Here is a 13735-nt window from a genome sequence, read left to right as displayed (position 1 = left end):
GTCGGTGGCGGGTCGGAGGGTTGGCCTCCCCGCCCAGCAGCGTCCGGTGCTGAGCGCGTCGCACAGCAGGTCCGGGCCGTTCGCGTCTTGGTGACCCTGCCCCGGCACGCGCATCCGCAGCCACGGAAGCGAGAGGCAGAGCAGGTTTTGGCACAACGCCAGGGACGTTCGCGTCACGGCGGTACGGCGGCGCGAGCGCAGCGCCGGCACCGCGACAACGAGGGGATCCTCCCGATCCTCGCCAAGGCCGCGCGCGAGATCGAGTCGCGCGCCCAGCGAGGTGAGCTGCTGCGGACGACGTTCCAGGTGGTGGCCGTGCTCGCACGCGAGGAACGGATGCGGGTCAAGAACGACGACCAGATCGGCGAGGCGCGCCGCGACGCGGAGCTCAAGCGGCTCGACGGCATCGCGAAGATCCTCGGGCAGGTCGCCGGAGCGCAGCCGGAGCTGTTCGAGCTGCTCGACGAGAACGCCGAGCTCACCGACTCCGCGCGGGCGCTGAAGCGCGAGATGCAGCTCTCCGCCGGGCTGGAGCCCGAGCCCGAGCCCGAGCGGGTGCGCGCCGCGCCGACGATCCAGGAGCAGCGCCAGGTCGTGCCGCGCTCGGTGATCGCCGCGCAGCTGGCCAACCCGTTCCTCGTCCCGGACTCCTCGGGCGCCGAGCCGCGACTGCCGGAGAGCCGGCGCCTCGCCGGCTGGGAGCTGATGGGCCCCCTGCTGAGCTCGTTCGAGAAGGCGGGAGCGGGCGCGCCGTCGTGCATGGAGCTGCCCGATCCCGACCCCGGCTTCGCCGTACCCCCCGGTCTCGAGCTGATGCCGCACCAGGCCCGGCTCATCGCGGCCGCCGCTGGTGGGCACCGCACCTTCCTGCTCGCCGACGAGCCCGGCCTGGGCAAGACCGCGCAGGCACTGCTCGCGGCCAAGGCCGCCAACGCCTACCCGCTGCTGTGCGTGGTGCCGAGCGTCGTCAAGACCAACTGGGCTCGTGAGGCCGCGCACTGGACGCCCAACCGCTCGGTGAGCGTCGTGCAGGGCAACGGCGAGGACCTCGACGGCTTCGCCGACATCATCATCGTCAACTACGAGGTGCTCGACCGCCACAGCGGCTGGATGGGCACCCACGGGTTCCGCGGGATGGTGCTCGACGAGGCGCACTTCATCAAGAACAAGCAGTCGCAGCGCTCGCAGCACGTCATCGACATCGCCGACCGCATCCGCCGCCGGGTGGGACGACCACTCATGATGGCGCTGACCGGCACCCCGCTGATCAACGACATCGACGACTTCCGCACGATCTGGCAGTTCCTCGGCTGGACCGACGAGAAGCACCCGCGGCCCCGGCTCCTGGTCAAGCTGGAGGAGACCGGCCTGACGCCGCTCGACCGGGAGTTCTCCCGTGCCGCCCGTCAGGCCGTCATCGACATGGGCATCGTGCGCCGGCGCAAGGTCGACGTGGCCAAGGAGATCCCGGCCCGTCGCATCGCCGACCTGCCCGTGGAGCTCGACAGCGCCTCGGCCCGCTCGATCCAGGGCGCGGAGCGCGAGCTCGCCCTGCGGCTGGCCAAGCGCTACGACTCCTCGATCGCCGCCCGCGAGGAGCGGACGGGCGAGCGAGTCGTCGGCATCGACCACGAGCTCGTGCGCCGGGTGGCCGCCGCCGAGATCGCCGAGCCGTCCGACACCTCGACCGGCGAGAACGTCTTCACCCTCGTGCGGCGCATCGGGCAGGCGAAGGCTTCCCTGGCTGCGGAGTACGCCGCCCAGCTGGCGCGCAGCACCGGCAAGGTCGTCTTCTTCGCCAAGCACATCGACGTGATGGACAAGGCCTCGGAGCTGTTCGCAGCGCAGGGCATCGGCTACTCCTCGATCCGCGGGGAGCAGACGCCGGCGGTGCGGCAGAAGAACATCGACGCCTTCGTCAACGACCCGGACATCGCGGTCGCGGTGTGCTCGCTCACCGCCGCCGGCGTGGGCGTCAACCTCCAGGTCGCCAGCAACGTCGTGCTCGCCGAGCTGTCGTGGACGCACGCCGAGCAGACCCAGGCGATCGACCGGGTGCACCGGATCGGTCAGGAGGAGCCGGTGACGGCGTGGCGGATCATCGCCGCCCACACCGTCGACGCCCGCATCGCCGGGCTCGTGGACGCGAAGGCGGGACTCGCCGCTCGGGCGCTCGACGGCTCCGACGAGGAGGTCGCCGCCGAGGCGGACGTCCAGCTCGAGGCCCTGGTCTCGCTGCTGACCGACGAGCTCAGCACGCGCCGGTAGTCCGTCCGCCGGGTTCGGCTACAGCAGGCCGGCGCCGCGTGCCCACTGCAGGCTCGCGGCCATGCCGGTGTCGAGGTCGGTGCGTGGCTGCCAGTCCAGCACCGCACCGGCCTTGGCGATGGAGTAGGACCCCGGACGGTTGAGGAAGTCGAGGCTGGCCGGGCCGATCTCGGTCCGCACGCCGGCTCGCCGCAGGGTCGCACCCAGCGCGGTGACGGCGGGGAGCGCGACCGCCGCCGGCAGCGTCGGGACCCGCCGTCCGATGGCGCCGGCCAGCCGGCCGAAGTAGTCGGCGCACGGCACGGACGCGGACGGCCCCAGCGTGATCACCTCGCCGACGGCCTGCTCGCGGGTCAGTGCCCGCAGCACGCCCTCGACCAGGTCGTCGACGTAGACCGGGGCGAACATCCCGCGCCCGCCGTCGGGCAGCAGCATGCGCCGGGCGCGCAGCAGCGCCAGCGGCTCGCGGATCCACACCGACCCGGGACCGTAGACGTCGCCGGGGCGCACGACGGTCACGGCGGTCTCGCCGCGGGCGTGCGCGGCCAGGGCCACGGCTTCGGCGCCGACCTTGGTGTCGGCGTACGACGACCGGCCGCTCACCCGCACGGGGTAGGACTCGTCGACGCCGTCGGGGTAGTCGGTGCCGAAGACGGCGACGGACGAGAAGTGCACGAACCGCGCGACGCCACCAACCCGTGCGGCATCCAGCGCGTGGCGGGTCCCGACCACGTTGACGCGCCAGGCGTCGTCGTACGCCGCGACCATGCTCACCGTCGCCGCGGTGTGGAGCACGGCGTCGCACCCGGCGAAGGCGTCCTGCCACGGTCCGGGCCGGGTGATGTCGCCGGCGCCGATCCCCCGCGCGGGGTCCGCGACGAGGTCGACGCCGACCACCTCGACGTCGAGCGAGCGGAGCCGGTCGGTCAGGGCGCGGCCGAGGAAGCCGGCAGCGCCGGTGACGAGGACCCGGTGGGGGAGCGCGCTCACCAGACCACCCCGCGGTCGACCACGAGGTTGGACCCGGTGATCGACGCCGCCGCCGACGAGGCGAGGAACAGCACCGACTCCACCACGTCGCCCGGCGGCATGAAACCGGGGAACGCGCTCTGGCTGCGCATGAGGAGGTTCCAGTCGATGTCGGCCGGGAGCTCCGCCGCCGAGGTGTGCGGCATCGGTGTCTCGATGCCGCCGGGCGACACGCAGTTGACGCGCACCCGGTGGGCCGCGAGCTCGATCGCCAGGGAGCGCATCGCCATCAGCACCGCGGCCTTGCTGGCGCAGTAGGGGCTGTTGTAGGGCTGGGCGAGCACCGCGGAGATGGAGGCGATGGTGACGACGTTGCCGCGACTCTCCGCCAGTGCCGGGGTGAGCGCCTGCGTCAGGAGCACCGGCGCGACGACGTTGACGTCGAGGTGCAGACGCAGCGCATCGGCGGTGATGTCGCCGACCCGCGCGAAGCGCTGCACCCCGGCGACGTTGCACAGGACGTCGACCCCGCCGAGCTCGGCCACCGCGGCGTCGGCGAAGGCAAGCACCGCTCCTGCGTCGCGGAGGTCGACCTGGTGCAGGCCGTCGCCGGGGGCGACGTCGGTGCCGACGACGCGGGCGCCCTCGCGCCGGAACGCCTCGACCAAAGTCGCGCCGACACCGCCGGCGGCGCCGGTCACCACCACCCGGGCGTCGGCGAAGCGGGCAGGGGCGGGGGCGGTGCCGGTCACGGGTTCTCCTTCGTCGGCGGGACATGCGTCGCAGCGAGGCGGGACGGAGGAAGTGTGACCCATGGCACGGCTACCCTGCGGCCTATGCCGAACTTTGCCGACTACCAGCTCGGGACGTACTTCGCCGGGCTCGCCGGCGAGCTGCCGACGATGCCGTTCTCCTTCGCCGCGTGGGAGCGACTCGCCGAGGAGAAGCTCGAGCACCGCCTGTGGGACTACGTCGCCGGCGGCGCGGGTGACGAGCAGACCCAACGGGGCAACGTCGACGCGTTCACGCGCTACGGCCTGGTCCCGCACATGCTGTCGGGCGCGGCGGAGCGCGACCTGTCGGTCGAGCTGTTCGGGATGCGCCTGCCGAGCCCGGTCTTCATGGCCCCGATCGGTGTCCTCGGCGTGATGACCGAGGACGAGCACGGCGACCTGGCGGCGGCGCGGGCCGCGGCTGAGACCGGCGTACCCCTGGTCGGGTCCACGCTGATGCAGGACCCGCTCGAGGACGTGGCAGCCGCGCTCGGCGACACCCCGGGCTTCTTCCAGCTCTACACCCCCAACGACCGCGAGGTCGCCGAGAGCCTGGTGCGGCGGGCAGAGGCGGCCGGCTATCGCGCGCTCGTCGTCACCCTCGACACGTGGACGCTGGGCTATCGCCCCCGCGACCTGCAGCACGGCACCTTCCCGCAGCTGCGCGGCGCGTGCCTGGCCAACTACGTCTCCGACCCGGTCTTCGCCAGCCGGCTGCCGAACGGCGACACGAGCGACGTCGCGACGGTCGTGCAGCACTGGGCACTGATGTTCGGCAACCCGACACTCACCTGGGACGACCTCGCGTGGCTGCGCGGGCTGACCGACCTGCCGCTCGTGCTCAAGGGCATCTGTGCCCCCGACGACGTGCGCCGCGCCGTCGACGCGGGCGTCGACGGGATCTACTGCTCCAACCACGGCGGTCGCCAGGCCGGCAGCGCGCCGGCCCTGCACTTCCTGCCCGGCGTGGTCGATGCGGCAGGAGACCTGCCCGTGCTCTTCGACTCCGGCGTCCGCAGTGGCGTCGACGTGGTCAAGGCGCTCGCGCTCGGGGCGCGCGCGGTCGGGATCGGCCGGCCCTACGGCTACGCCGCTGCGGTCGGCGGCACCGCCGGCGTCGTGCACGCGCTGCGCAGCCTGCTCGCGGAGGCCGACCTGACGATGGGGCTCAACGGCTACCACGACGTCGCCGAGGTCCGGTCCCGGCCGCTGGTGCGGCTCTGAAGGCTCGGCGCGCCGCGGTCCTCGCGGCCACGGGTGCGGCGGTCCTCGCTGCAGCCGTGGCGCGGCGCGTCCGCACGCTCGGTGCGGTCGCCCCGGAGCTGCGCACGGGGTTCGACCTCGTGCCGGTGCCGATCAGCAACCGCGTGCTGCTGGCCCACGTGCGCCGTCAGCTCGTCGCGGTGGAGCGCCCGGTCGACGGCGTCCGGGTGACGAGGTACGCCGTGCCCGTCCCCGACGGCACCCGGACCCTGGTGACGCTGCACGAGCCGACGGGGGAGGGCCGCCTGCGGGGAGCGGTGCTGTGGCTGCACGGCGGCGGCACCCTCATGGGCCGCCCGGAGGTCGACCACGCGTGGTGCGGGCGACTCGCCCGGGAGCTGGGCGTGCTCGTCGCGGCGGTGGACTACCGGCTGGCACCCGAGCACCCGTTCCCCGCGGCGCTCGACGACTGCCTCGCCGCGCTGCACTGGCTGCGCGAGCGGCTCAACGAGCGGAACGCCCCCGTGCGGGTCGCGCTCGGTGGCGCCAGCGCCGGTGGTCTGCTCGCGGCCGCGACGGCGCAACGGGCGCTCGATGAGGGCGTCGCCGGCGTGTGCTTCCAGCTCCTGCAGTACCCGATGCTCGATGACCGCACCGTGCGCCGGCCCGACCACCCGGCGCGCGGACGGGTCGGGTGGACGCCGCGGTCGAACCGGTTCGCGTGGCGCTCCTACCTCGGTCACGAGCCCGGCAGCGCCATCCCGCCGGCGTACGCCGTCCCGGCCCGCCGCGCCGACCTTGCCGGACTGCCGCCCGCGTGGATCGGGGTGGGAGACCTCGACCTCTTCCGTGACGAGTCGACCGACTACGCCGAGCGACTGGCCGCGGCCGGGGTCGCGGTGGAGCTGCACGTCGAGCCGCGGATGCACCACGGGGCGGACGTCATGGCCGACCTGGGGGTGGGCTCGATGCAGCGCTTCCGGCAGCGGATGGTGGACGCGCTCGACGCGGCACTCGGCTGACCGCTAGCATCCACACAAACAGTCAGTCCTGCCTTTTTGTGTGGAGGTCCCGTGTCCGAGGTCGACCCGCTCACCGACTACCCCCAGGTGGTCCGGACCTCGGCTGAGGCCCCCGTCCCGCTGTCCGTGGCCGGGCCCGCGGTGCTGGACCTGGCGTCGTACGCGCAGTGGCTCAGCATCCACGTGGACTTCCGCGGGTCCGTGCCGGGCGTGGCGAGCGTCGGGGACAGCTACGGCGAGCAGGTCACCATCATGGGCATCCCGGCCGACATCACCTGGACCGTCGAGGCGGTCGAGGAGGAGGCCGACCGGGTCGCGGTGGCGCTGCACGGAGTCGGGCCGATGGAGCTCGTGCTCGCCCTGCGGGTCTCGGCCGCGTCCGCCGAGTCTGAGGCCGGCGGGGGAGGCGTGGTCGTGCGCGTCGACGCCGGGATCGGGGGAGACCCGGTCGAGGGTCCGCTCGGCGCGACGGTGGCGGCGAGCGTCGAGGAGGCGCTGAGCAGCTCGGTCGTCGCACTGGCCGCGGAGCTCGCTGCGCGTGACGGTGTCGCCACGAGTGGTGGCTCCCGCTTCCCGCAGCGCACGCTCGTCCACGAGCGCACCGGCGTCCGCCTGGACCCGCGCACCCCGGTCATCGTCGGGGTCGGCCAGGTCGTGCAGCGCGAGCCGGACCTCGACGCACCACGCGACCCCGTCGCCCTCGCCGTCGAGGCGCTGCGGCGAGCGGGTGAGGACAGCGGCGCGGGCGCCGAGGTGCTTCGCGCTGCCGACGCGGTGTACGCCGTGGCCAGTGCGTCGTGGACCTACCGCGACGCCGCTGCGCTGGTGGCCGACGCGCTCGGGGCCGAGCCCGCGGAGACCGCGATGTCGGCGCCGTACGGCGGGGACGCGGGGCAGGTGCTCGTCAACACCGCGGGGCAGGCCGTGGCCGACGGGCGGGCCGAGGTCGTGCTGGTGTGTGGGGCGGAGTCGGGCAACACGCTCGCCGCCGCCCGCAAGCGGGGCGTCGACCTGGGCTGGCCGACGCAGGACGCCGACGTCGCCCCCACGCAGGTGATCGGCAGCGACCGTGAGGCCAACAACAGCGCCGAGTCCGCCGCCGGCCTCACCGTGCCCGTCTACGCCTACGCCCTGATGGACTCCGCGCTGCGCCGCAAGGCCGGCCGGACCCCGCAGGAGCAGCGGGACCTCGTGACCGGCCTGTGGTCGCGGCTGTCGGAGGTCGCGGCGCAGAACCCCTACGCCTGGCGTCCGCAGCCCATGAGCGCCGAGGAGCTCGCGACGGTCGACGCCGGCAACCGGATGATCAGCTCGCCGTACCCCAAGCTGTTGTGCGCCAACCTGCAGGTCAACCTGTCCGCCGGCCTGGTGGTCACCAGCGTCGCCGCCGCGAGCGCGCTCGGGATCCCGCAGGACCGGTGGGTGTTCCTCCACGCGGGCGCCGCGGCGTACGACGAGTGGTTCGTCTCCGAGCGCGAGGACCTCGGCGCCTCCCCGGCGATCCGGGCGATCGGACAGGCGGCGTTCGAGCACGCCGGGGTCGGTCCCGACGAGGTCGCGCACGTCGACCTCTACTCCTGCTTCCCCGCGGCGGTCCAGATCGGGGCGGCGGAGCTCGGGCTCGACCTCGACGATCCGCAGCGACCGCTGAGTGTCACCGGTGGGCTCACCTTCGCCGGCGGGCCCGGCAACAACTACGGCACCCACGCCGTCGCGACGCTCGTGGAGCGGTTGCGCAGGGACCCTGAGGCCTACGGTCTGTCGACCTCGTTGGGCTGGTTCGTCACCAAGCACGCGTTGGGCATCTACTCCGCCCGCCCGCCCCAGCGGCCCTACCGCGCGATCAACCCGGTGCTGCTGCCCGGCCCGACGCGCCCGGCCCTCACTGCGTACGCCGGTCCGGGGGTCGTGGAGGCCGCGACCGCGGCCTACGACCGCAGCGGGAAGCCCGAGGCGGCGATCGTCTCGGTCCTGACCCCCGCGGGCGCGCGGATGCTGGTGCGCTCCGCGCAGCCCGAGGTCCTGGCCGCGGTCGCCGAGGGCGACCCGCTCGGTGCACAGGTCGAGGTCGACGACGCGACCACGCTGCGCATCATCGATGCCGGTCCACACCCGATGCCGCCCGCACCCGAGCCGACGGTCCTCACCGAGCGCCGGGACGGTGTCCTGCTCGTGACGCTGAACCGTCCACAGCGGCGCAACGCGATCGACCTGCCGACCGCCCAGCTCCTGGAGCGGATCGTCGACGCCTTCGAGGCCGACGCCGAGGCGCGGGTGATGGTGCTGGCCGGCGCCGGCGGCACGTTCAGCGCCGGCATGGACCTCAAGGCCGCCGCTGCCGGACAGTTCGCCCTCACCGACAAGCGCGGTCCGCTGGGGATCTCGGCCCTGCAGATCGCCAAGCCGGTGATCGCGGCGGTCGAGGGTCCGGCACTCGCAGGGGGGTGCGAGCTGGCGCTGGCCGCTGACCTCGTTGTCGCCGCGAGCGACTCGGTCTTCGGGATCCCCGAGCCCAAGCGTGGTCTGGTCGCGGCGGCGGGTGGCGTGCTGCGGTTGACCGAGCGACTTCCGCGCAACGTCGCGATGGAGCTCGCGTTGACGGGCAACCCGATGCCCGCGACGCGGCTGGCCGAGCTCGGCCTGGTCAACCGCCTGGCCGCACCCGGGACGGTGCTCGACGCCGCGCTCGCCCTGGCCGCGGAGATCGTGGCCAACGCGCCGCTGTCGGTGGCCGCGAGCCGGCGGATCGTCCTGGAGTCCCCGGGCTGGTCGCCGGAGGAGGCCTTCGCGCGACAGACCGAGCTCGCCGCCGCCGCGGTGACGTCGGCCGACGCGCAGGAGGGCATTGCGGCGTTCGCCGAGGGGCGCACACCGCGCTGGCAGGGTCGTTGAGCGGCGCCGTCGTCGCGGAAGAGCGCCTCAGCGGCGGGGGACCAGCACGACCACCCCGTCGCGTGCGCCCCACGTGCCGCTGACCCGGCCGCCGAGGGTGTCGGTGAGCTGACGGACGCGGTCGAGGTGCTGGTCCACGGATGCGGCGGCCGCACCGGTGGGGGTCGCCGAGGCATCGCCGGAGACCGCGATGCGGACGTGCTCCGGTCCGCCCCGCAGTGCGAGCTGGACCGGCGAGACCCGCGCAGCCCGCACGGCGAGCAGGAGGTCGTCGAGGAGCTGCTCGAACGGTCCGGCGGTGATCCCGGCCGAGGGGTCGCCCGTGAGGACCACCTCCACCTCGGTGTCGTCGGCCTCCAACGTGGCACCCCAGGCGACTGCGGCCGCCGCGGCCAGCTCGGACAGCGACACCTCGGACTCGGGCGCCACCTGGTGCGAGCGCACCTCCTTCAACACGAGCTCGAGCGCCTGCGTCGCCGCCGTGACGCGGTCGCGACCGCGCGCGGCTGTGGCGATGGCGTCGTCCGGCAGGTCGTCGCGGGTGGCGAGCTCGTCGAGCTCGAGACCGAGCGTGGTGAGCGGTGTCCGCACCTCGTGAGCGGCGCGGAGCGCGAGGTCCCGGTCGCGGTGCAGGGTCTCCTGCAGCCGGCGGGAGCTGGCAGCGAGCGCGTCGGTGAGCGCCGTGATCTCGGGGACCGAGGAGGACGGGAGCTGCAGCTGCAGACGACCGCGCCGCAGGGCGTTCGCGGCCTCGGCCAGCACGACGAGGGCGGAGGTGATCGGACGCACCACCAACGCGAACGCGACCGCGCCGAGCGTGGCGAGCGCGAGCGCGAGGAGGACGAGCGCGATCCACGCCGAACGCGTGGCCGCGTCGAGGGCGTCGTCGGTGGCCGTCAGCTCGACCGTCAGTCCGTCCCAGGTGCCCGACCCGACCAGCTGTCCCTCCGCCTCATCGACCCGCTCACCGCCCGCCGTGACCGCCCTCCCGTCGGGGAGCGTGACGCGGACGCGGTAGTCGGCGTCGGCGTACGGCGTGGGGTCGATGGGGGTCGTGGTGCCCGCACCCTGGTTCAGGGCGACGGCGATCGTCTGGGCCTCGCGGTCGAGGTCGGCCTCGAGCAGACCGCGCATGACCTGCTCGTTGGTGATGCCGCGGACGACCGCGAAGACGGCGAGGACCGTCGCGAGGATGGCGATCGCGGCCGCCGTGAGCCGTCTGGTCATCCGGTGTCCAGGCGAAAGCCGACACCGCGGACGGTGACGATCTCGGCGCGCGACCCGGCGCCCTGCAGCTTCTGGCGTAGCCGACCGATCGTCACGTCGAGGGTCTTGGTGGACCCGAACCAGTGCTCGTCCCACACCTGGGCCATGAGGTCCTCGCGGGTCACCACGCCACCTCCGGCACCGTGCAGGATGGCGAGCAGGTCGAACTCCTTGGCCGTGAGTGCCAGGTCGGCGCCGGCCACGGTGACGCGGCGGGTGTGGGTGTCGAGCTGCAGGTCGGGGGTCCCCGGGGGATGGGTGGACCCCTCCGCCGGGGCGGCGGACGCGGTCGGGCCGGCCGCAGGGACGCTCGCGGCGGTCGAGCCCACCGCGCGGGTGGCTCGACGGGCGAGGGCACGCACCCGGGCCTGCATCTCTGCCAGGCCGTAGGGCTTGGCGAGGTAGTCGTCGGCTCCGTAGTCGAGGCCGAGGACCCGGTCGAGCTCGTCGGAGCGGGCGGTGACCATGAGGATTCCGCCGTCGTAGCCGGCCTCGCGCACCTCCTGGCAGACGTCGAGACCGTCGATGTCGGGCAGCGTGAGGTCGAGCACCACGACGTCGGGGCGGTCGCGCAGGATCGCGTCGGCACCCTCGCGCCCGGTCGCGTAGTGCGAGACGTCGTAGCCCTCGCGTTGCAGCACGCGCTGCAGGGCCTGGGCGACGTCCTCGTTGTCCTCGATCATCAGCACCGTAACCACCTGCCCCACCCTAGGTGGCGCGCGCCGTCTGGGGCGGCTTCACAGGTCGCCATCGGCGGGTCCGCTCTCGACGGCGATGCCAGGAGCGATCGGCCGGCCGGCGGTGTCGCGCAGCGTCGAGGCGGGGGCCCATCGCAGGGTGCCGGGCTCGGTGGCGGTGCGCAGCTGGTTGTCGGAGAAGGCGCCGATCGTCACGCGGAGGACCGTCACGGGCACCCCGCCCACCGTCCCGGGGAGGGCGCGCAGCGTCATGGGGACGGCACCGATGCTGGAGTTGGGGTTGATGATCTGCTGCTCGAAGGCGAGCTGGCCGATCCCGGGGATCGTGAGCCAGTCGCTGCCCGGGACAGGGCCACCCGGGGACCGTCCGCTGCGCAGGGTGCCGGTGACCTGCACCGCAGCACCGCCCCACGCCGCCCGGACCGAGGTGAGGTCAGCTCGGGCCGAGAGCGTGAAGTCGTAGGTGTCGCCGGCGTCGAGCACACCGCGGGTCCCGCCGATCGTGGCTTGGACGTCGAGCGCGGCGATCGGCGGGTTGTCGACGTCGACGGTGATGACGTCGGAGGTCGTGCCGACGGCAGGAGGAGTCTCGGCGCGCAGCTCGTAGCTGCCGTTCGGCAGGTCGCGGGTGTCCCAGGAGCAGGAGTACGGCGCGGAGGAGTCGGTGCAGATCTCGATCCACGTGCCCGTCCCGGCGCGCCGGTAGTTGAGCCGGACCCAGCTGACGCTGCCGAGGAGGCCGGCATTGGCCGAGACGGTGGGCTCGAGGACACCGCTGACGGTGTCACTGTCGCGGGGTGAGGTGATCGCCAACGCGGCCAAGATGGAGACGCGTGCGGTGGCCGAGTCGGAGTTGGTGTTGCCGGCCCGGTCGGTCGCGGTGACCCGGACCTCGTAGTTGGCGCCGCCGTTGAGCGCGGTCGTGTCCAGCACGCAGCTCCACGGGGCGCTCGTGGTGGTGCACACCTCCTGCCAGCCGCTCGCGGGGATACCGAACAGGCCGAGCCGGCGGTAGTCGATACGCACCGAGGCGACGCCGGAGTGGGCGTCGGCGACGTTCGGCGCAACCGTGACCGCGGCCGTCAGGGTGCCGGGGAGGGAGAGGGAGACCGTCGGGTTGGTGCCGTCGACGAGCACGCGGGTCTGGTCCTGGGCGGTGGTCGCCGAGGTGCCGCTGCCGAAGACGGTCTGCACACGGACGTCGGCGAACCGGGTGGTGGTGCCGGCGCTCCAGCTGCAGGTCGGGGTGGCGCCGGTCCTGCCGGTGCAGACGTTGGTCCAGGTGCCGCCCTCGTTGCGGACGGCGAAGGCGCTGGTCATGGTGCGACCTGCCGCGCCGCTGACGGTCGCGGCGAGGTCGACCGCGCCCCGGACCGCGTCGGGCAGGGGGGTGATCACCACGGTGCCGGCGTTGGCGACGCGGGTCGTCACCGTTGCCGAGGTGGTGCTCAGCAGGGCGGAGTCGGTCGCGATGGCGCGCAGCTGCGCGTCGCCGTCGGCCACCGTGGTGGTGTCCCAGGAGCACCCCCAGGGAGCGGCGGTACGCACGCACACGTCGGTCCAGGCGCCGCCGTCGCGCTGGCGCTGCACGACGACGCGGGTGACCACGCCACTCACGTCGGCAGCGGTGACCGCGATGGTCGCCGTACCGCTGACGGTCGCCGGGACGCTGAGGCTCACTGTCGGCGGGGTCAGGTCGGGGGCCGCATTGATGGTGACCTGCGACTGGGTCCCGGAGACGTAGGTCGCGCCCGAGAAGTACGCCGTGACGGCGGTGACGCTCAACACCAGGGCCAGCACGACGAGCAGCCGCCGCGGCGGACGGCCCCCGCCCACGCGGGGCAGGAGGACGGTGCGGCGGCGGCTGGACACGAGAGGGACCTTCCGGAAGTCGGCGATAGGGGCAGATTAGGCGGCGAGCGTCTGGTCGCCGCGGGTGGTGGCGACGACCGGGACGGCGGGAGCCGGGGTCCGGCGGACGTTGCGGACGAGCTCGGCGAGCGCCATCAGCGCGATGATGGCGGCGGGGATGCCGATGAGGACCATGCGGGTGGTGCGGTCGGCCAGGGCGAGGAAGAGGTAGCCGACGTAGGGGACGCCGGCGACGACGCGGGGCTGCTCGAGGTCGGCGAGCTGGAAGGTCCAGGGGTCGACCTGGGGGTTGGCGTCGCCCTGGGTGCGGATCTCGCCGTTGTCGATGGAGACGATGCGGTGGGTGACGAGGTGGGTGATGCCGGTCTCGGCCGGGGGGACGTAGGTGATGACGTCGCCGACTTCGAGTTCGTCGGTGGGGACGACCTCGGCGAAGACGACCGAGCCGGTGTCGTAGGTGCCGGTCATGGAGCCGGAGGTGATGACGTAGCGCTGGTAGCCCATGAGGGCGGGGGCGAGGAAGCCGACGGCGAGGGCGACGACCAGGAACATCGCGGTGTTGACCGCGAACCCGGCGACGCGCGAGGCGTCACTGGTGCTGCGGCGGTGGGTGCTGTTCCTCATCGGTGCTCCTGAGCGAGGTGGGGGCCGGGGCGGCTCGGTGAGGACAACTCTGCTCGGAGCGACACCACGCGATCCCCACGGCAGCTCCACAGCACCTCCACAACTCGGTAACAGTCCCCGACCGGCGTGTGCGGCACTAGGGTGACGG

Annotated in this window: 10 protein-coding genes; 4 read left to right on the top strand and 6 right to left on the bottom strand. The window is 73.6% G+C overall.

From position 1 onward, the window contains the following. Window positions 1–147: 147 nt before the first annotated feature. Window positions 148–2268, top strand: coding sequence for a DEAD/DEAH box helicase (locus J2S59_RS18680; protein WP_068119672.1), 2121 nt, complete (start codon window positions 148–150; stop codon window positions 2266–2268). Window positions 2269–2286: 18 nt separating this feature from the next. On the opposite strand, the gene J2S59_RS18675 is transcribed toward J2S59_RS18680, so the two are convergent. Beyond that, on the bottom strand, window positions 2287–3258 hold the full coding sequence (locus J2S59_RS18675; RefSeq protein ID WP_306825387.1) for an NAD-dependent epimerase/dehydratase family protein: 972 nt from the start codon (window positions 3256–3258) through the stop codon (window positions 2287–2289). Next, on the bottom strand, window positions 3255–3989 hold the full coding sequence (locus J2S59_RS18670; protein WP_068121311.1) for an SDR family NAD(P)-dependent oxidoreductase: 735 nt from the start codon (window positions 3987–3989) through the stop codon (window positions 3255–3257). The genes J2S59_RS18675 and J2S59_RS18670 overlap by 4 nt, the downstream gene beginning before the upstream one ends. 84 nt (window positions 3990–4073) lie before the next feature. Between J2S59_RS18670 and J2S59_RS18665 the strand changes: the two genes are divergently transcribed. From J2S59_RS18665 to J2S59_RS18655, 3 genes are read left to right on the top strand one after another with little or no spacing between them, the layout of a single operon-like run. Continuing rightward, window positions 4074–5234: an alpha-hydroxy-acid oxidizing protein gene (locus J2S59_RS18665; RefSeq protein ID WP_068121305.1), complete on the top strand. Its 1161-nt coding sequence runs from the start codon at window positions 4074–4076 to the stop codon at window positions 5232–5234. 56 nt (window positions 5235–5290) lie between these two features. Beyond that, window positions 5291–6235 carry an alpha/beta hydrolase gene (locus J2S59_RS18660; RefSeq protein WP_246360355.1) on the top strand — a complete coding sequence of 315 codons (945 nt, stop codon included), beginning with the start codon at window positions 5291–5293 and terminating at the stop codon, window positions 6233–6235. A 51-nt stretch (window positions 6236–6286) separates the two neighbouring features. Next, window positions 6287–9127: a crotonase/enoyl-CoA hydratase family protein gene (locus tag J2S59_RS18655; protein ID WP_220138473.1), complete on the top strand. Its 2841-nt coding sequence runs from the start codon at window positions 6287–6289 to the stop codon at window positions 9125–9127. A 27-nt stretch (window positions 9128–9154) separates the two neighbouring features. On the opposite strand, the gene J2S59_RS18650 is transcribed toward J2S59_RS18655, so the two are convergent. Genes J2S59_RS18650 through J2S59_RS18635 form a run of 4 tightly spaced genes read right to left on the bottom strand, consistent with a single transcriptional unit; the run spans window position 9155 to window position 13587 of the window. After that, window positions 9155–10354, bottom strand: coding sequence for a histidine kinase (locus tag J2S59_RS18650; RefSeq protein ID WP_306825386.1), 1200 nt, complete (start codon window positions 10352–10354; stop codon window positions 9155–9157). Further along, a complete protein-coding gene (locus tag J2S59_RS18645) occupies window positions 10351–11091 on the bottom strand; it encodes a response regulator transcription factor (RefSeq protein ID WP_220138521.1) in 741 nt (246 codons plus the stop codon). The genes J2S59_RS18650 and J2S59_RS18645 overlap by 4 nt, the downstream gene beginning before the upstream one ends. Before the next feature lie 39 nt (window positions 11092–11130). Further along, window positions 11131–12963 (bottom strand): Ig-like domain-containing protein, encoded by a 1833-nt coding sequence (locus J2S59_RS18640; RefSeq protein WP_306825385.1) that lies wholly within the window; start codon window positions 12961–12963, stop codon window positions 11131–11133. 36 nt (window positions 12964–12999) lie between these two features. Then, window positions 13000–13587 carry a signal peptidase I gene (locus J2S59_RS18635; RefSeq protein WP_306825384.1) on the bottom strand — a complete coding sequence of 196 codons (588 nt, stop codon included), beginning with the start codon at window positions 13585–13587 and terminating at the stop codon, window positions 13000–13002. Window positions 13588–13735 lie beyond the last annotated feature (148 nt).

This window comes from Nocardioides massiliensis, assembly GCF_030811215.1.
Classification (GTDB): Bacteria; Actinomycetota; Actinomycetes; order Propionibacteriales; family Nocardioidaceae; genus Nocardioides_A; species Nocardioides_A massiliensis.
This window is presented reverse-complemented; position numbering and strand designations above follow the sequence as displayed.

Bases quoted from the DNA above. Each gene is read 5' to 3' on its own strand.
- J2S59_RS18635 (WP_306825384.1), bottom strand. From the start codon at position 13,587: ATGAGGAACAGCACCCACCGCCGCAGCACCAGTGACGCCTCGCGCGTC.
- J2S59_RS18650 (WP_306825386.1), bottom strand. From the start codon at position 10,354: ATGACCAGACGGCTCACGGCGGCCGCGATCGCCATCCTCGCGACGGTC.
- J2S59_RS18665 (WP_068121305.1), top strand. From the start codon at position 4,074: ATGCCGAACTTTGCCGACTACCAGCTCGGGACGTACTTCGCCGGGCTC.